Consider the following 18,224-nt stretch of genomic DNA (forward strand, 5'->3'; position numbering starts at 1 on the left):
TCTCTTTTCCAGCGAACCCGAAAGTCCACCAAAAGACAAAGCCGCTCGCCACGTTTCTCTTTCTTCAATATGCAATTGTCCAAATAACCGACACTGAAGAAATCAGTGTCAAAAACCTATCCGCGTGCCAAACCTTTCAGTTAAACACGTCAATCAGCAGAGCTAACTGGCGGAAGCGGGTCAACATCTCTTCGTCGCGGAAGCGACCGTCGACCCCGTCGGTGATGCGCATATAGGGTTATCCGCCCTTCAGAGTCAACAAGGAAAATGCAAAAAATGTAGAAAATATGTAAGAGGCCTGCCGAAGCGCTTAAATCCCCGTGTTAATTCTGGCAAAAAAGCCAGAGCGTTCGCATTCCCGGCAACGCGCCTGAGAACCATATAACAATCATCCTCCAGGGCTTTTATGAAAAACCTCATCACCGATATTCATGGCATCGCCGTTGGCAACGCAACTGATTTGAAGCTGGGCTCCGGCGTTACAGCCATTGTCTTCGACAAACCGGCAATCGCTTCCGGCACAGCACTTGGTGGTGCGCCAGGTAGTCGAGAGCTTGCGCTTCTCGACCCGGCGAACACTGTCGAAACAGTCGACGCCTTTGTCCTGTCCGGTGGCTCGGCCTACGGTCTCGATGCGGCAGGTGGCGTTCAAGCCGGGCTCCGCGAAGACGGCCGCGGCCTTCCAGTCGGCGGGTTCCATGTTCCAATTGTTCCTCAAGCCATTTTGATGGACCTGACCAACGGCGCTGACAAGGACTGGCCCCAGCACAGCCCCTACCGTGACCTTGGCTATGAAGCCTATCGCAATGCATCTGCCTCAGAACTGCAACTTGGCACCAAGGGTGCGGGCACTGGCGCAACAACCGTCAACCTGAAAGGCGGGCTCGGCTCAGCCTCTGCCAGAACTGAAAGCGGCTTCCAGCTGGCAGCTCTTGTCGCCGTCAACGCCATGGGCAGTGTTACCATCGGACAAGGCCCTCATTTCTGGTCGGCGCCATTCGAAGAACAGGACGAATTCGGCGGGCGTGGCTGGCCACCTGCATTTCAACGCGAGGATCTGGCTCTTCGCATGAAAGGTGGCCCGACCACTGCGACCACGATCGGCATCATCGTCACCGACGCCACACTAACGAAAGCAAGAGCGCACCGGCTTTCGATTGCCGCGCATGACGGTTTCGCGCGTGCAATCTATCCGGCACACCTTCCCTTCGATGGTGATACCGTGTTTTCAGCAGCGACCTGCGAAAAAGCAGTGCCAGATGACTGGGCATTCGCCGAACTTTGCCTTCTGGCGACAACAACAATGGCGCGGGCCATTGCCCGGGGGGTCTATGAAGCCGATGCCCTCCCACATGAGGGCGCCCTGAAAAGCTGGAAAGATAAATTCGGCAGACCCTGAGCAAAGCCGCGCCCAATAAAACAGGAAAAGCCCGGACAACGACCCGGGCTTCTTCGATTCTGATGATCAGTTCGTCAGGCTTCGGCGACGACTTCAATCACTGAACTGCGTAGCCGCCGCCGATTGCGACGTTCAGGGCAACGAAATCACTCGCCTGATCAGCCACAGCATTGGCCAGGCTGGCTTCAGCATCTGAGACGCTACGCTGTGCATCCAACACATCGAGCAGCGAAATCGCGCCATCCTTGTAGCTGGCCGTGGAAAGCCGCAGTGCCTCCCGGTAGGAGGAGACCGAAGCACGCAGAGCTGCAACAGTCCTCCCATCACGGGTGGCAACGGCAAGCGCATTTTCCACCTCCTGAACGGCATTCAAGACGGTCTGCTTCCAGGTGAGATAAGCTTCACGTGCAACCGATTCGGATTTGGAAAGATTAGCCCGCAGTTCACCACCATCAAAAATCGGCAAATTGAGGCCAGGACCAAACGACCACGAGGTCATACCACCATTGGCAATTGAGGTAGCGGAATAACTGGCCTGAAGCGTACCGCTCAGTGTGATCGACGGATAAAGCTGCGCTTCCGCAACACCAATTCGCGCTGTAGCGGCAGCAAGCTGACGCTCAGCCTGACGGATATCCGGGCGATTGCGAATCAGATCAGCGGGCACGCCGCTCGACAGCTTCGCGTGCGTAACCGGAATGGGCTTCTTCTTGTTCATCTGATCAATCAGCGCCGGAGCCGGAAGCCCCATCAGCGTCGAAAGCGCATAAACCTGCTGACGATATTGCGCTTCCAGCGTCGGAATTGTCGACAGCTGCGCATTCACGAGACCTTCCGACTGAACGACATCAAGCCTCGAAGCCGCACCGGCATCAAGCTGGAACTGCGTCAAACGCAGGGTTTCACGACGGCTCTGCAGGTTCGAACGGGCAATCTGCAACCGCTCCTGATAGAGGCGCGCGCCAATATAAGCATCTGTAAGATTGGAAATCAGCGTGAGACGGGCAACATCGGCACTGGCATAAGCGGCATCGAGCTGCGCTTCCGATGCCTCGCCAGCACGTCGATAAAGGCCGAAGAGATCAAGATACCATGAAACCGGGATAGAACCGCTGACCGTGTTGCTGGTTTTGCGCTGTTGCGCAGATGCGCCATCACCGGCCGCACCAGCGCCAGTATCGGACCCCTGCAAGCTGACCGAAGGGAAAGCGCCAGCCGTATTGATGACAACATCGCTCTCAGCCTGATTGATCCGTTCGAGAGCCTGCAGAATACTCAGGTTCTGAGACAGGCCCTGCTCCACATAGGAGGTGAGAAGCGAGTCATTAAAGCTCTCCCACCACGCAACTTCTGTTACATTTCCGACGCTTTCATCGCTTCCTTCGGAAAACTTGCCCGGAAGATCTGTCTCCGGCGCGGTGTAATCCGGTCCTACGACGCAGCCGGACAACAGCAGCATCAGGAACGGAACGGCGGTAGCGCGGCGCAACAACATAGTAATTCCCTGTTTCATTGACTCACCAAAGAAGTAAGCCAGCCGTTATCCTTTTATGCGCCGGGCGAGGCCCGGCGCAATATCGTTAACATATTTTTAAATAGCCTGTTGCTCTTCTGCCTCGTCTTTCCCCTTCTTACCGATGCCCATCAGCCGGCACACAGCAACGAAGAAAGAAGGAACGAAGAAGATACCGAGCGTTGTGGCAGCAAGCATACCGAAGAACACCGCGATACCAATCGCGTTCTGCGCCGCTGACCCCGCGCCGGTTGCCAGAACCAGCGGCGTAACGCCGAGGATAAAGGCAAGCGAAGTCATAATAATCGGACGCAGACGCATTCTGGCAGCATGCACGGCAGCATCGAAGAGGTTGTCCCCCTTCTCACTCTGCTCCCGGGCAAACTCCACGATCAGAATCGCGTTCTTCGCTGCAAGGCCCATCGTCGTCAACAAGCCAACCTTGAAATAGACGTCATTGTCCTGACCAAGGAAGTGAGCCCCCATGACAGCACCGAGGATACCGACGGGAACAGCCAAAATGACTGAGAACGGAATGCTCCAGCTCTCATAAAGCGCGGCAAGGCACAGGAACACGAAGACGATCGACACAATGTACAGGTAAGTCGCTTCGTTACCGGAAATGACCTGCTGCAGCGACATGTCAGTCCAGGCAACGGAGAACCCACCGCCGGCCTGCGAAACAAGCGATTCCAGCTGGTTCATCGCCTCACCTGAGGCCATGCCGGGTTGCGTCTGCCCCTGAATGTCGACCGCAGGGTTGCCGTTAAAGTGGGCAAGAGAAGGCGCGCCAGACGTCCAGCTCAGATCGGTAAAGGCCGAGAAGGGCACCATATCGCCCTGATTATTCCGGGCATACCACCGATAAATATCCTGAGGCTGCATACGGTATGGCGCATCGCCCTGAACATAAACCTTCTTCACTTTGTCATTCAGCGTGAAGTTGTTGATGTTCGTGCCGGCATAGATCGTTGAGAGCATACCAGTGGCTTCAGCAATGCTGACCCCATAAGACCCGGCCTTCTGCTCATCAATATTGATCTTCATCTGCGTCTCGTTCGGCAGCGTATTGGTGCGAACCTGAGCGGCAATGCCACCGGTATTCATCTGCTGAATGATACGGTTGGTGGTTGCAAGCGTGGCTTCCTGACCCTGCCCGCCCGAATCAACGACATAACCCGTCCAGCCTGTCGACTGACCGAGACCAGGGATTGCAGGCGGTTGAACCACATAAACCTGCGCATCGCGAACATTCATATAGAAATAGCCATTGGCGCGCTGCGCGACGGCTGCCGCGGTTTCAGCCTCATTCGTACGATCTTCAAAAGGCTTAAGCTGAATAAACGCCATAGCATAGTTCTGCCCCTGGCCCGCAAACGAGAAGCCAAGCACAGTGAACACAGCATCGACAGCATCCGATTCCTGATCGCGGAAATACGCGGCAACCTGGTCGGTCACAGCCTGGGTGCGTTCGGTTGTGGCGCCGGTGGGCAGGTTAACGATGGTGAACAGAGATCCCTGATCTTCATCCGGAAGGAAGGAGTCAGGGAGCTGGACAAAGTAGTGGTAGACGGCGAACAGAAGAACGCCGAAGACAGCAAACACCGGCAACGGCCACTTCAGCAGGAAGCTGACAGTGCCTGTATAGGCATTTGTAACCCTCTCAAAACCACGGTTGAACACACCTGAAAGGCCGCGATCCTTCTTGGTCGGGTCGACAGGCTTCAGCATCGTTGCGCACAAAGCGGGCGTGAAGATCATTGCGACCAGTACGGATAGAACCATCGCGGCAACGATCGAAATCGAGAACTGACGATAGATGATACCTGTCGAACCACCGATGAAGGCCATCGGAATGAACACCGCCGTCAGCACCATCACGATACCGATCAGAGCGCCCTGGATTTCGCCCATAGACTTCTGGGTCGCCTCTTTCGGTGGAAGCCCCTCTTCGTGCATTATTCGTTCGACATTTTCGACCACGACGATCGCGTCATCCACAAGAAGGCCGATGGCCAGCACCATCGCGAACATGGTCAGCGTGTTGATCGAGAACCCTGCAAACGAAAGGACACCAAACGCCCCGAGAAGCACAACCGGAACCACGATCGTCGCAATCAGCGTTGCCCGGAGGTTCTGAAGGAAGACCAGAAGAACGACGAACACGAGCACTATGGCCTCGAAGAGCGTATGAACAACCTGCTCAATAGAAAGCTCAACAAACGGCGTCGTATCGTAAGGATAGATCACATCAACGCCCTGCGGCAAAGACGGCTTGATCGAATCCATAAAATCCGTCACGCGCTTCGAGGTATCAATGGCATTGGCACCATTGGCAAGCTCGACAGCAAAACCGGCGGCAGGAACGCCATTGTAATATGTATAAAACTGATAATAACGCTGGCCCAGCTCAACACGACCGACATCCGAAAGGGTCACATTCGCCCCGTTTTCGGTCGTCTTCAGAACGATGCCTTCAAACTCTGAGACGTTCTCCAGCTGAGCTGCAGAAACAGCGGTAATACTGAGCTGCTGCCCCTTCACCGATGGGTTATTACCAATATCACCGACAGCAACCTGCTGGTTCTGCGCCTGAATAGCATTCGCGACATCAGAGACCGTCATGTTGTACTGATTGAGCTTGTAGGGATCGAGCCAGATACGCATCGCATAAGGCGTATAGAACCCCTGCACACTGCCGACACCGTCAAGACGCGCGATACCGTCGTTGATGCTACTGTCGATAATATTGCCGAGGTCGGCAGCAGAATATGTTCCGCTGCTATCCGTCAGCGCCACAACCATAAGGAAGCTCGAGGATGAACGATCAACGGTGATACCAAGATTTCGAACGATATCAGGCAGCTGAGGTTGCACAAGCTGAAGCTTATTCTGCACCTCGACCTGGGCAATTTCAGGATCGATTTCCGGGCCGAAAATCACAGAAATCTGCATCAATCCCGGGCTCGAGGTTGAGGTCAGATAAAGCATGTCATCAAAGCCGGTAAGACCTTCTTCGATCACATTGGTCACTGTTGTTTCGACAGTTCTGGCACTGGCGCCAGGATAAGTGGCCGTCAAGGAAATGGTCGTAGGCGCGATCTGCGGATATTGTGAGATCGGGAGCTGCGAAATTCCAAGCCCGCCGATGAGCATGATCACAATCGCGATCACCCATGCGAACACTGGTCTGTTAATAAAGAAATTAGCCATTAAGAATACCTCGAGCGTGTGGTCTTGCTGCCTGAACTCCCATACGCTCAGCCATTTCCGTCAGAAGAACCAGACGCGCCCGAAGAGCCGCCCCCTGAACCGTTGCCAGACGACTTGTCATCAACGACAACACCATTTTCATTAACCTTAGCAGGCACCGGCGTGACGGTATCGACACCGCCAACAAGCCGCTGGAAACCGTCAACGATCAGACGATCACCATCAGAAATCCCGCTTTGAACAACCCAAGAGTTGTCAGAAACCATCGCATTGTCAAAAACGCGGGTTTCAACCTTGTTGTCGGAAGTAACAAACCGTGCAGTTACCCGACCATCCGGCTCGATATCTGCAGCAAGCTGCGGAATGAGATAACCCTGCTCTTCCGCAACCGTAATCGTTGCACGAACGAACATACCGGGAAGAAGCGTATTGTCGGGATTATCGAAGATAGCACGCAGATTGACCGTACCAGTCGATGCATCGACAGTGCGCGACGACACGTCGATATGACCAGGCACGGAATACTGGGAACCATCATCAAGCTCCAGCGTCACCTTAACCTTGGAAAGGTCTGTCTCACTTTTGAAGTCAGAATACTTACCGGAGGCCGAGAGGACCTGCCCGGCTGACTCATACATGTCGACATAAATCGGGTCGAGCTGGTTCAAAGTCACAAGCGAGTTTGTCGACGTCGGCGATGCGAGGTTACCGATGGAAACGTTGGAAACACCAAGAACACCACCGAAAGGCGCGGTAATCTGTGTGTGGTCAAGATTGATCTGAGCTGTCTTGACAGCCGCTTTGGCCGATTCAACATCGGCAAGGGCCTGCTCATACTGAGTCTGCGCATCGGTCAGCTGGATCTCAGTGGCACCCTTGTTCACGATGCGCTTATAACGCTCATAATTCGCCTCTGCACCCGGAACGGTCGCGTTGGCCTTAGCGAGACTAGCCTTAGCCTGTGCCAGAGATGCTTCGTATGCATCGGCCTCAATCTGATAAAGAAGATCGCCCTTCTCCACTAAGGCGCCATCTTTAAATGCTTTGTCAGTGATAATCCCACTGACCTGCGGGCGGATCTCGGCATAACGATAGGAAACAGCACGCGCAGGAAGAGTGGTCGTGATCGGAACCGTCTGCTCATTCATCGTGACCACCCCGACCTGGGGGGGCGGCGTTTGCGCGCCTGCCTGTTGGTTTTTACCTTCATCGCTGCACGCGCCAAGCGCAAATGCAACTACTGTGAAAGCGGCAATCGGAAGCTTGCGCGACAGCATGGGCACCTATCCAAAATATAAAAAATAAAACTCGGTCGATTCCTTAACACAATCTTACCTCGTCAGGAACACTGTATCTGACGAGGTAAGACATATGCGCGAGAAAGTCCGCGAAGCTGACTTGTTAGAGTGACGTATCGAAGAAAACGTCACTTTGCAACGCGGTATTTCAATCCACCGTCGACAATTTTCAACATAAGTTGCGTTTTATCAGGTACTGTTGCGAGATCGGCACAGCTCAGCATCTTTGGATTCAGCACACTGCCGAGCATATCCAATGCAAGCGCGGCGTCTGCTGCCGGGTCCTCGCTGCGATAGGTGCCAGCCTCCACCGCTTCGCTGATCAGCTTTGCCACATGCGTCTCCAGAAGCCGGCGATAAATACGCCCCTCTTTTCGCGGATCCTCGAAAACAAGTGGTATCATTTCAAACAGATACCGGTTTTCCGTCATGTCCCGAAGGTGCTCATGACTCAGGCGCGAAAGGAACGCCATCAGACGCTCATCCGGCGGACCGCTGACACCATCATCACGGCAGCGGGCAGCGAGATTTCGGGCATGGCGAAACGCTGTCGCCCGTCCGAGTGCAAGTTTGTTTTTAAAATGCTTGAAAATATTAGCCGGCGACATTTCAAGTTCGCTGGCAATATCGGCGATGGATACCCCCGTGAAACCACGTTCGCGAAACAGGCGCTCCGCAACATTGAGGATATCTTCCCGCGTTTCCTCCGCTTTGCGTCTTGGTCTGCGCATTACCTCCTGCCCCAGCTCCCCTCTGGATAATAGGCCACGAGATTATCCCTGACCCGCTCCTTCACCGTTGCGCCGGAAATATCAGGCTCAAAGCGGCGCCCGGTTATCATTTCAAAAGCCTGCGCATAAACATCTGATGCAGCCTCAATCACTTCGGCAGGAATTTCCGGGATCGGGTCCTTATACGGATCGCAGCGCGCACCGACCCAGGAACGGATAAAATCCTTATCGAAGCTCTCAGGCCGTGCACCATCTGCAAATGCCTGATCATAGCTCTCCGCGATCCAGTAACGCGAAGAATCCGGCGTATGGATTTCATCGGCTACAAGAATATTACCGTCGGAATCGGTTCCGAATTCATACTTTGTATCGGCCAGAATCAGTCCCCGGCGCGCTGCCAGAGCCTGCCCGCGTTCGAAAAGCTTTAAAGCTACGGAGGATACAGTCTCCCACTGAGCTTCAGTCAAAAGCCCGCGCTCAAGAATTTCAGCCGGCGTCAGAGGTTCATCGTGTCCACCATCAAAGGCCTTGCTTGTCGGCGTGATAACCGGCTCAGGCAGCTTTTCATTATCGCGCATGCCGTCCGGAAACTTAATGCCGTACATGTCCCGCTCGCCACGTTTATAGCGAGTCAGAATGGATGTGTCGGTCGAGCCGGCCAGATACCCTCGAACGATGATCTCGACCGGCAGAATATCGAGCCTTCGCCCGACAACGACATTCGGATCAGGATATGCGACGACATGATTGGCGCAGATGTCTGCGGTTTCCTCAAACCAGAAGCGAGCGACCTGAGTCAGGATGGCGCCTTTGTGCGGAATTGAAGCCAGAACACGATCAAAGGCACTGATCCGGTCAGTCGTAATGATGAGGCGTCGTCCATCCGGCAGGTCATAATTTTCCCGGACCTTGCCGCGATAATAATTCGGCAGTTCGGGAAAATGGGCTTCATCCAGAATGCGCAAGGTCGATCCCTTTCAAAATTCAGGCCGGACAAACAGAGATTTGAACTCTTCTACCGACTTCATTACAGATTGTTAACGTGATCGGCAATCGCTACAGACAAGTTGTTCTGGTGCCGTTCACAGTGCATTTTCTGTCCGTCGCATATCTTCAGCCTGAGGCTCAATCATGGACTTTATTCCGACACTGCCTGTTCTCCTCACCTTTTCAGCCGCCACACTGCTTCTGGCGCTCACGCCCGGCCCCGATATGACGCTTTCGATCAACAAGGCACTGCGTCACGGCAAAGGCGCAGGCCTGATGGTTCTGGCAGGGACCAATCTCGGGCTGTGCGTCCACACGCTTCTGGTTGCCTTCGGCGTATCTGCGCTGATCATTGCATCGCCAGCAGCCTTCTTTATTCTGAAAACGGGTGGCGCGGCCTATCTGTTCTGGCTGGCGGTGATGGCCATTCGCAAGGGTAATAATTTTGTGCTGGAGGCTGAGGCAACACCACAAAGGCAAAAGGGCCAGCTGCGCGCGGCGATGGCGAGCGGCTTCTGGGTCAATATCCTCAACCCCAAAATCATCATATTTTTCATGACATTTCTGCCGCAATTCGTTGAGGCCAGCGACCCGAATGTCACCGGAAAGCTGATCTTTCTCGGCTTCACCTTCATCGCTGTCGCTTTGCTCCCAACGATTGCGATTGTGCTCGCAGCCCATCAGCTTTCAGGCTGGCTGATGGCCCACAAGAAAACACTCCGGCTGATCGATTATCTGTTTGCCAGCGTCTTCTCGCTGTTCGCCGTCAAAATCCTGCTGACACAGGGACGGTAGGGCCTATTCCGCTCTGCCCCCGATCGACATCGCCTCATAGGCCATGCGTTCAGTTTTGCGCATACGCTCGGATTCGGATTTGAGCTGACCGCAGGCCGCCAGGATATCACGACCGCGTGGCGTGCGGATCGGCGAAGCGTAACCGGCCTGATTGATGAAATCGGCAAAACGCTCAATCGTCTCCCAGTCAGAACACTGGTAGTTCGATCCCGGCCATGGATTGAACGGGATAAGATTGATCTTTGCCGGGATACCCTTGAGAAGTTTCACCAGATCTCGGGCGTCTTCAAGGCTGTCATTCACATCCTTCAGCATCACATATTCAAAGGTAATGCGCCGGGCATTGGAAAGCCCCGGATAATCGCGACAGGCCTGAATCAGTTGTTCAAGGGGATATTTCTTATTGATCGGCACCAGAATGTTACGCAGATCATCCCTTACGGCATGGAGCGAGATTGCCAGCATACAGCCGATCTCCTCGCCGGTGCGATACATTTCCGGTACGACACCTGAAGTCGAAAGCGTGATGCGCCGCTTGGACATGGATAATCCATCCTCAGCCGAGGCAATCAGCAGCGCTTTCTTCACCTGCTCGAAATTATAAAGCGGCTCACCCATGCCCATCATCACGATGTTGGTGACCTTGCGATCAGATTCAGGGATGAAAGCACCGTTTGGCGCATCCCGGTTGGGGAAATCGCCCAGTGCATCGCGGGCCACCAGCAACTGACCAAGGATTTCTTCCGGGCGCAGATTGCGCACCAGACGCTGCGTTCCGGTATGACAGAATGAACATGTCAGCGTGCAGCCAACCTGGCTGGAAATGCACAGCGTGCCGCGATCTTCCTCAGGGATATAAACCGTCTCGATTTCGACCGGCTTTCCCGCGCCATGGGCAGGAAAACGGATCAGCCATTTGCGGGTGCCATCTGATGACATCTGCTCGGTAACGATTTCCGGGCGCTCAACGGAAAATGCCACATCCATTTTGACGCGCAGATCCTTGGCGATATTGGTCATATCGGCGAATTCTGAAACGCCACGCACATAAAGCCAGTTCCATATCTGGTTGACGCGCATTTTCAGCTGCCGCTCAGGCACACCGATATCGTACAGCGCCTCAGCCATTTCCGGCTTGGAAAGCCCGATCAGGGACGGCTTCGGCACCCGGACGGCAGCATTCGCGCCACGGCGGGCTTCAATATCGATAGTTGCGGTTCCCGAAACGGACATCGGTCGGCTCCAAACGAAACAGGCGGCCGCAGTGTCTGGCGTTCTTTACAAGCAAAGAAACCGGCAGAAGCGCGTCCGCAAAACGGAAAAAAGAAGTCTCACAAAGGCAAACCTTCAGATTCGCCACCCATCGCCTGCGACCAGAGACAGTCATACCGGCAGGCATTTTCGAAAGCCAATAGCACGGATTTCAGGTTTCGTCACCCGGATTGAGCGTTTCCGCAGGCGGCCTGCCCAAAAAGGACCATACAAAACAAAAAGACCCGGTCATACGACCGGGCCGTCAAATGAACGATTGACTGAAAGACTTTACTTGCAGGCGCTGATCTTGTTCAGCGCTGCCGTAATCCCGATCAGCGAATAGGTGTGAACGGTATTTGTGCCACGGGCAGACGTCGCCCGGACTTCCATGGTCCGGCCAGCCTTCAATGCATTAACAAGCGTTGGCTCCTGAGCGGCATTTTCAAGCCAGGCGCCTTTGCCCTTGTGGTACATCGGGAAGCTTTTGCCATCCACGACGACGTTGACATTCGATCCGTCACGCAGGCTGTAACCGAACATGGCCTGCGGCTCGAGCGAAACATTCTGGCCCGGATACTTGGTGACAACAAAATAGTTATCGCCATGATCGACGTTTGCCGGCTCTTTTTTGGCCGGTACGGAGAGTACGTAGCAAACCTTACCATCACTCGAATCATAGGAATACGCGACCCAGGCATCGAATTTCTGAATGGGCGTGGGTGTCTGTGCGGAAGCGATCGAAGCGCCCGCGAACAGGAGCGCCAATACGAGAACGATTCTTTTTGCCAACATGTGATCCTGCCGTTTTATCTCTGCCTGCCGCCAGTCCGGTTTCATGTCGAACACACCGGACTGTTAGCTGATGATTTGCCCAAAGTGATACGCATTCGAGGTTACCAAAGAGTCAACGAACAGGGTTTGCCGGCCTTCCTTTTCGAAAGTGGCCCCGCACTTTTTGATAACCGAGTGCTTCCAGCGGTGTTTAGGCGGTCAAAGACGGCAAGAATGGGGCATCCTCACCATCAAATATGACTAATATTATCACTCATTGCTGAACGTTTCGAGTGCATGATCGGCCTTCTGATAGTGCGTATCCTGCATATTCCGGCGAATCATGGTCATCGCTGTCATCAGCACCGCCAGATCATCCGAAAAACCGACAATCGCAAAAAAGTCCGGTATGATGTCAGCAGGCATGATGAAATAAGCCAGTGCGGCAAACAGGATAGCTCTTGCGCCCAGCGGGGTGTCTTTATCAGTGGCACAATAAAAGGCCGCGACCGCATCGCGTGCAAACGGAATATGCGCTGCGGTCTTTTTCAGCTTGCCCCAGAAACCCGCGCGCACGGCCTTCTCATTTTGCTCACGCGTCTTTTCATCGCCTGGTTCAAGGATTTCACCATATCTGATTTCGTCCATAAAAGGCTCCTTCGCCCACTGATATAAGGCGTCATCATGCCTGTTCAAACGTCAAACCGGGCAGCAGCGGCATTCATCATTCGTGCCATCTCAAGATCGAGCCGGGTGATACCGCCCGCGGAATGGGTCGACAGGAGAACGTGGACCTTGTTGTATACATTGCTCCATTCAGGGTGATGGTCAGCCTTTTCCGCAGCCAATGCACACTCACTCATGAAGGCGAATGCCTCCCGGAAATTGCGAAACCTGAAGTCACGGGTGATGGCGGCGTGATCATCGGACAACGCCCAGCCGGTAAGATCACGCACAGCATCTTCAATGGCAGCCTGATCCAGTCGTTCATTCGTCATCTCAACATCTCCCCTTTCTCGGATACGTCCTCTTTTTAAGAAAGCGCACGAATTGCGAAATGGTTTCAAATCGCGTTAAGACTTCAACAAGGCACGATAAAAAGCATTGTTCAGCCCGCCATCATATCCAAACGCATTATTCAGGACAAAATTGCAAAGATCATGACTATCGGCAAAAGCGCATCAATCCTGTTCGTCTGCACCGGAAACATCTGCCGTTCACCTCTGGCTGAAGGCATATTTCGCCATCTTGTCACGGAAGCCGGGCGTGATGCCGATGTCCTGATCGACTCGGCCGGAACCGGCGGCTGGCATGAGGGAGAGCTGCCTGACCCGCGCTCGCGGGCGATTGCGAAAACACACGGCATTGACATTTCAGGTCAGCGCGCGCGGCAGATCAGGCCAGACGACTTTAACCGTTTTTCACTGATCCTGGCTATGGATCGTGGCAATCTGGCATCCCTGAGACGCAGCGCAGGCAGCACAAGCTCAGCCGAGATCGCACTCTTCAATCAGTACACACTTGGCCAGAATAAGGATGTTCCGGACCCCTATTACGGCGGCGAAGACGGTTTTCTCAACGTTTACAACATGCTCTTGGCAGGTTGCCAGTCATTGCTGTCAAAATCATAAGCCTCAGCCGGATCAAAGAGGTCGAACGCCTCCTCAATCTGATAGGGCCCGCCACCGACAGAATCTCGCGAAGACATCAACACAAAGCGAGATGCGGTGAAAGGCAATGTCTGGAAGTTACCGCGCGCAGCGAGATAGTCGACCACATCGGGAACTTTCGAGCCGCGGAGCCTTGCCAGCGTAACATGCGGCGAAAACTTGCGCGGGTCAGCCCCAAGACCGATACGCTGACAGATTCTTTCGATTTCCCCCTGCAAGGCATAGAGCTCCGGCGTGGGCGAAACGCCAGCCCAGATCGCATGCGGCTTCTTGTTGCCGAAGGCGCCGGTTCCTGAAAGGTGGAGCTGAAAAGCAGAGCGATCAATCCGATCAAGCCAGTGAACGACTTCATCTGCTGTGCGGAAGTCAACATCGCCGATGAACCGCAGAGTAATGTGGTAATTCTCCACATCAATCCAGCGGGCCCCGGGAAGGCCGCCGCGCAGAAGCGAGAGGCTCAAAGCCTGTTCGCGCGGAATTTCGAGGGCGGTGAACAATCTCGGCATGGCGAGCTCCCCGAATCTGCATCTGACACCATCAGCGAATCATTTAACTCCATCAGACGCAAGGCCTATTTTTATTATCCCCTGATTGTTTTTATGAACGCTTCAACCGCAGGCAGTGTATTTTCAACCATGACCTCCACGCCGTCGGCGTTAGGATGCATACCGTCGGAAAGCTGAAGATCCGGATGCGTCGTGACGCCGTTCAGAAAAAACGGATAAAGCGGCAGACTGTAGCGACTTGCCAGATCATCATAGACCGGATTGAACTCGGCGGCATAATCCTCGCCCATGTTCGGCGGCGCCATCATGCCCATCAGCATCACCGGAATATCGCGCTCCTGAAGACGGGAGATGATCGCGGCAAGATTATCTTCAACTTTCTGCGGTGCGATGCCACGCAGGGCGTCGTTTGCACCAAGCTCAAGGATGACACCATCGGCGCCATCGGGAACGGACCAGTCGACCCGCGCCAGCCCGCCGCTGGTCGTATCACCGGAAACACCGGCATTGATCACAGAGATTTGATAGCCCTTTGCTTCTAAAGCGGCCTGAAGCCTTGTCGGATAGTCTTCCCCCGAACCCAGTTGATATCCCGCAACAAGACTGTCTCCAAGCACCACGATTTCAAGCGGCTCCGCCTCTTCAGCTAAGACTGCACTGCTAAAAGCAGCCGTTGCAGCAAAAACAATCGGGGCTATCGCTTTCAATCGCATGATCGGGCTCCTAAATCTTTTTGGTCCACTGGTGGCGGGACTGCGTAAACCTTTATGTGTTCATTGAGACAGCATTTTCAAAGCGAGACAACAATTTGGCCGATACTCTCATCAAAATTGAAGACGCGGAACTGACGCTTGGCAACGGTTCAGCTGCAGTGCATGTCCTTAAAGGAATGTCACTGGATATCGCCCGTGGTGCGTCCGTCGGCATTCTCGGACCATCGGGTTCGGGAAAGTCAACGCTTCTGATGGTCATTGCCGGTCTTGAAAGGCTCGACAACGGTGAAATCACAATTGGTCAAACAGCACTTTCTCCGCTTTCCGAAGATGCGCTGGCGGCATTTCGCGGCGAAAACATCGGCATTGTTTTTCAGTCATTTCACTTGATCGCGAACATGACCGCTCTGGAAAATGCTGCCATTCCACTGGAACTTGCAGGCAGGAGCGACGCTTTCGAGCGGGCGCGCGAAGCCCTCAAAAGCGTTGGCCTGGGGCACCGGCTGACGCACTATCCCGGCCAGCTTTCCGGTGGCGAACAACAACGCGTTGCCATTGCCCGCGCCCTTGCGCCTGAACCTTCCGTTCTGATCGCAGACGAGCCGACCGGCAATCTGGATGGTGAGACGGGAAAACAGATCGCCGAACTTTTATTCGAACGGCAGCGCGTGAGCGGCACAACGCTGGTGCTCGTGACGCATGACCCTGCACTTGCGGCGCGTTGCGACCGGCAGGTGCATGTGCGTTCCGGCGAAATTTTATCCCCTGAAGCCAGCAAAGCGGAACTTTCCGGCTCATGAACCCCAACCGTATCCGCCCCTTACTCGCTCTGAGGCTGGCGCTGCGCGAAATGCGCGGTGGCCTTTCCGGTTTCTATATTTTCCTGTCTTGCATCGCCCTCGGTGTTGCCGCAATCGCCGCCGTCAACTCGGTCTCGCAGGCTGTCAATCAGGGTATTGAAGAACGCGGCCGTGAAATTCTGGCCGGCGACATCCGCTTCGAGCGCGACAACGAGCCCATCGACGGGGATGCGCTGTCTTATGTTGAAGATCTCGGAGATGTATCGCAATCGGTGACGTTGCGCTCGATGACACGGTTGCCTGATGGCTCCGATCAGTCGCTTGCCGAAGTGAAGGCCGTCGACGGCCTTTATCCACTTTATGGCGCGGTTGTTGCAGACCCGGCCCAGCCGGTCTCTCAGGCACTTGCAGAAGACGACGGCCGGTTCGGTGTTCTGGTCGCCCCGCTTCTGGCCGACCGTCTCGGCCTTGCCACAGGCGATACACTGCTTCTTGGCAATACGAGCCTCAGGGTATCGGGCACATTGGTGGAAGAGCCGGATGCCCTTTCGGAAGGTTTTGCCTTCGCGCCGCGCATTCTGATCAGCAGGCAGGCACTGGACGCATCCGGGCTGATCCGGCTGGGTAGTCTGATTGATTATTCATACCGCGTTCGTCTTTCAGATACGTCCGCTCCGCCGGAAACAGTCAAGGAACAGGCAGAGGATAAATTTCCCAATATTGGCTGGTCCGTCCGCACCTCGGATCGCGCAGCACCATCCTTAAGCGAAAATGTCGACCGGCTATCGGAATTCCTGACACTGGTCGGTCTGGCAACGCTGATTACAGGCGGAGTCGGCATTGCCAATGCGGTCAGCGCCTATCTGGAAAGCCGGCGCCGTGCGATTGCCGCGTTCAAATGCCTTGGTGCACCCGCCAATATGGTGGTGCTGATCTATCTCATTCAGATCATGCTCGTTGCGCTGATCGGCATAGCCGCCGGCATGGTCTTTGGTGCAGTCATTCCATTGGTCGCCCTGCCCCTTCTGTCTTCACTCCTTGAAATCAGCTTCCCTCTTTCTGTCTATCCGCTGGCACTGGCCCTTGCGGCATTGTTTGGTTTGCTGACAGCCGGGGCCTTTGCCATTCTTCCGCTTTCTGCCGCACGGCATGTTCCGGCAACCGCCCTGCTGCGTGAACATGGCTATGACGAGGGAAACCGGCCAGGCTGGCCTTATCTTCTGGCCGCAGGCCTGATCCTGGCAGCACTTTCAGCACTGGCAATCTTCACGACGGAAGAACGCTTCGTTGCCGCCGTATTCCTTGGCGCAACAGCCGTTGCGTTTCTGGTGCTGCGCATGGTTGCGTTCGCCATAAAGGCGCTGGCCCGCAAGGCGCCTCACACCAAAGCACCATCGCTTCGCCTTGCCATCGGCAACATTCACCGCCCCGGTTCGCTTACCGGATCAGTTGTTCTGTCACTGGGCCTTGGCCTGACACTGCTCGTTGCCTTGGCGCTGATTGACGGCAATCTCAACCGCGAGCTTTCCAGCACGTTGCCCGAGCGCGCCCCCAATTTCTTCTTCGTCGATATTCAGAACAATGAAGCCGACGGCTTCAAAGACCTGATCAGCAAAGAAGCGCCGGACGGCGACCTGACGCTTGTGCCAATGCTGCGCGGGAGGATTGTATCCTTGAACGATACGCCTGCCAGCGAATGGGAGCCACCCACCGAAGAGGCCAACTGGGTGCTGCGCGGTGACCGCGGCGTGACCTATAATGCTGCACTTCCGGAAAACGCCACGCTTTCTGAGGGCAAGTGGTGGCCGGACGACTACAGCGGCAAACCGCTCGTCTCTTTTGCAGCACAAGAGGGGCGCGAACTGGGCCTTGAACTCGGCGACACGGTCACCGTGAACGTGCTTGGCCGTGATATCACCGCGACGATTGCCAATTTCCGGACAGTTGAATGGGAATCGCTCTCGATCAACTTCGTCATGGTGTTTTCGCCGAACACATTTGCCGGCGCACCACATGCGTGGCTGGCAACCCTGACGGATGAGACCGCCGATACTGCGAAGAACGCTGAAATTTTAGGCGCGGTGACCCGTACCTTCCCGACCGTCACCACAATCGAGGTCAAGGCTGCCCTCGAAATTGCCAGCGATCTCGTCGGCCAACTTGCCACGGCTATTCGCGCAGCCGCTGCAATTGCGCTGATCGCCTCTGTCCTTGTTCTTTCAGGCGCACTTGCGGCCGGCAATCGCCGTCGCGGTCATGATGCCGTGATCATGAAAACGCTGGGCGCGACCCGGCCTGCGCTCATCCGCGCCTTTGTCTATGAATATCTTCTGCTGGGCGCAATGACAGGCATCTTCGCACTGGTCGCAGGTTCTGCGGCTGCGTGGTATGCCCTAACGCAGATTATGATGCTGCCATTCAGTCTTCTGCCAACTGTTGCGCTTGCCACGATTGCAGGTGCAGTGGCTGTGACCGTGGCAATCGGCCTTTTCGGGACGTGGCACCTTCTTGGCCAGAAGCCCGCGCTTTATCTGCGCGAGCTTTGAGAGGTTTTGGCTTCACAAAGACCGTGTT

The 18,224-nt window shown here is 54.9% G+C and carries 16 protein-coding genes; 5 read left to right on the forward strand and 11 right to left on the reverse strand.

Going from position 1 to position 18,224, the window contains the following annotated elements; translation table 11 throughout:
- The first annotated feature begins 406 nt into the window (after positions 1 to 406).
- Complete coding sequence (locus tag EDC90_RS05620) at positions 407 to 1,399, forward strand: P1 family peptidase (protein WP_132309467.1); 993 nt, start codon at positions 407 to 409, stop codon at positions 1,397 to 1,399.
- Positions 1,400 to 1,496: 97 nt separating this feature from the next.
- Here EDC90_RS05620 and EDC90_RS05625 read toward each other — a convergent pair whose 3' ends face one another.
- The 5 genes from EDC90_RS05625 to EDC90_RS05645 all read right to left on the reverse strand — a co-directional run bounded on the left by EDC90_RS05625 (position 1,497) and on the right by EDC90_RS05645 (position 9,119).
- Positions 1,497 to 2,894, reverse strand: coding sequence for an efflux transporter outer membrane subunit (locus tag EDC90_RS05625; RefSeq protein WP_132309653.1), 1,398 nt, complete (start codon positions 2,892 to 2,894; stop codon positions 1,497 to 1,499).
- A 96-nt stretch (positions 2,895 to 2,990) separates the two neighbouring features.
- Positions 2,991 to 6,125 carry an efflux RND transporter permease subunit gene (locus tag EDC90_RS05630; RefSeq protein WP_132309469.1) on the reverse strand — a complete coding sequence of 1,045 codons (3,135 nt, stop codon included), beginning with the start codon at positions 6,123 to 6,125 and terminating at the stop codon, positions 2,991 to 2,993.
- Between the two features lie 47 nt (positions 6,126 to 6,172).
- Positions 6,173 to 7,402, reverse strand: coding sequence for an efflux RND transporter periplasmic adaptor subunit (locus tag EDC90_RS05635; protein WP_132309471.1), 1,230 nt, complete (start codon positions 7,400 to 7,402; stop codon positions 6,173 to 6,175).
- Positions 7,403 to 7,551: 149 nt separating this feature from the next.
- The gene (locus tag EDC90_RS21415; RefSeq protein ID WP_132309473.1) at positions 7,552 to 8,154 is read right to left on the reverse strand and encodes a TetR/AcrR family transcriptional regulator; all 603 of its coding nucleotides are present in this window, start codon (positions 8,152 to 8,154) and stop codon (positions 7,552 to 7,554) included.
- The gene (locus tag EDC90_RS05645) at positions 8,154 to 9,119 is read right to left on the reverse strand and encodes a phosphoribosylaminoimidazolesuccinocarboxamide synthase (protein WP_132309475.1); all 966 of its coding nucleotides are present in this window, start codon (positions 9,117 to 9,119) and stop codon (positions 8,154 to 8,156) included. Before EDC90_RS05645 ends, EDC90_RS21415 begins: the two co-directional genes overlap by 1 nt.
- 166 nt (positions 9,120 to 9,285) lie before the next feature.
- On the opposite strand from EDC90_RS05645, the gene EDC90_RS05650 reads away from it, so the two are divergent.
- Positions 9,286 to 9,936 carry a LysE family translocator gene (locus EDC90_RS05650; RefSeq protein ID WP_132309477.1) on the forward strand — a complete coding sequence of 217 codons (651 nt, stop codon included), beginning with the start codon at positions 9,286 to 9,288 and terminating at the stop codon, positions 9,934 to 9,936.
- A gap of 3 nt (positions 9,937 to 9,939) precedes the next feature.
- Here EDC90_RS05650 and rlmN read toward each other — a convergent pair whose 3' ends face one another.
- The 4 genes from rlmN to EDC90_RS05670 all read right to left on the reverse strand — a co-directional run bounded on the left by rlmN (position 9,940) and on the right by EDC90_RS05670 (position 12,959).
- Positions 9,940 to 11,169 (reverse strand): 23S rRNA (adenine(2503)-C(2))-methyltransferase RlmN, encoded by a 1,230-nt coding sequence (rlmN, locus tag EDC90_RS05655; RefSeq protein ID WP_132309479.1) that lies wholly within the window; start codon positions 11,167 to 11,169, stop codon positions 9,940 to 9,942.
- A 309-nt stretch (positions 11,170 to 11,478) separates the two neighbouring features.
- Positions 11,479 to 11,982 carry an invasion associated locus B family protein gene (locus EDC90_RS05660; protein ID WP_132309481.1) on the reverse strand — a complete coding sequence of 168 codons (504 nt, stop codon included), beginning with the start codon at positions 11,980 to 11,982 and terminating at the stop codon, positions 11,479 to 11,481.
- A gap of 249 nt (positions 11,983 to 12,231) precedes the next feature.
- The gene (locus EDC90_RS05665) at positions 12,232 to 12,609 is read right to left on the reverse strand and encodes a YkvA family protein (protein ID WP_132309483.1); all 378 of its coding nucleotides are present in this window, start codon (positions 12,607 to 12,609) and stop codon (positions 12,232 to 12,234) included.
- Between the two features lie 44 nt (positions 12,610 to 12,653).
- On the reverse strand, positions 12,654 to 12,959 hold the full coding sequence (locus EDC90_RS05670; RefSeq protein WP_132309485.1) for a 4a-hydroxytetrahydrobiopterin dehydratase: 306 nt from the start codon (positions 12,957 to 12,959) through the stop codon (positions 12,654 to 12,656).
- A gap of 162 nt (positions 12,960 to 13,121) precedes the next feature.
- Here EDC90_RS05670 and EDC90_RS05675 point away from each other — a divergent pair, with 162 nt between their 5' ends.
- Positions 13,122 to 13,592 carry a low molecular weight protein-tyrosine-phosphatase gene (locus tag EDC90_RS05675; RefSeq protein ID WP_132309487.1) on the forward strand — a complete coding sequence of 157 codons (471 nt, stop codon included), beginning with the start codon at positions 13,122 to 13,124 and terminating at the stop codon, positions 13,590 to 13,592.
- On the opposite strand, the gene thpR is transcribed toward EDC90_RS05675, so the two are convergent.
- Both thpR and EDC90_RS05685 read right to left on the reverse strand, forming a co-directional pair.
- The gene (thpR, locus tag EDC90_RS05680) at positions 13,544 to 14,137 is read right to left on the reverse strand and encodes an RNA 2',3'-cyclic phosphodiesterase (protein WP_132309489.1); all 594 of its coding nucleotides are present in this window, start codon (positions 14,135 to 14,137) and stop codon (positions 13,544 to 13,546) included. The genes EDC90_RS05675 and thpR overlap by 49 nt on opposite strands.
- Positions 14,138 to 14,211: 74 nt before the next feature.
- The gene (locus EDC90_RS05685; protein WP_132309491.1) at positions 14,212 to 14,850 is read right to left on the reverse strand and encodes an arylesterase; all 639 of its coding nucleotides are present in this window, start codon (positions 14,848 to 14,850) and stop codon (positions 14,212 to 14,214) included.
- A gap of 95 nt (positions 14,851 to 14,945) precedes the next feature.
- Between EDC90_RS05685 and EDC90_RS05690 the strand changes: the two genes are divergently transcribed.
- Both EDC90_RS05690 and EDC90_RS05695 read left to right on the forward strand, forming a co-directional pair.
- On the forward strand, positions 14,946 to 15,650 hold the full coding sequence (locus tag EDC90_RS05690) for an ABC transporter ATP-binding protein (RefSeq protein WP_132309493.1): 705 nt from the start codon (positions 14,946 to 14,948) through the stop codon (positions 15,648 to 15,650).
- The gene (locus tag EDC90_RS05695) at positions 15,647 to 18,196 is read left to right on the forward strand and encodes an ABC transporter permease (RefSeq protein ID WP_132309495.1); all 2,550 of its coding nucleotides are present in this window, start codon (positions 15,647 to 15,649) and stop codon (positions 18,194 to 18,196) included. The genes EDC90_RS05690 and EDC90_RS05695 overlap by 4 nt, the downstream gene beginning before the upstream one ends.
- Positions 18,197 to 18,224: the final 28 nt, after the last annotated feature.

The organism is Martelella mediterranea, from assembly GCF_004342225.1.
GTDB classification, from domain to species: domain Bacteria; phylum Pseudomonadota; class Alphaproteobacteria; order Rhizobiales; family Rhizobiaceae; genus Martelella; species Martelella mediterranea_B.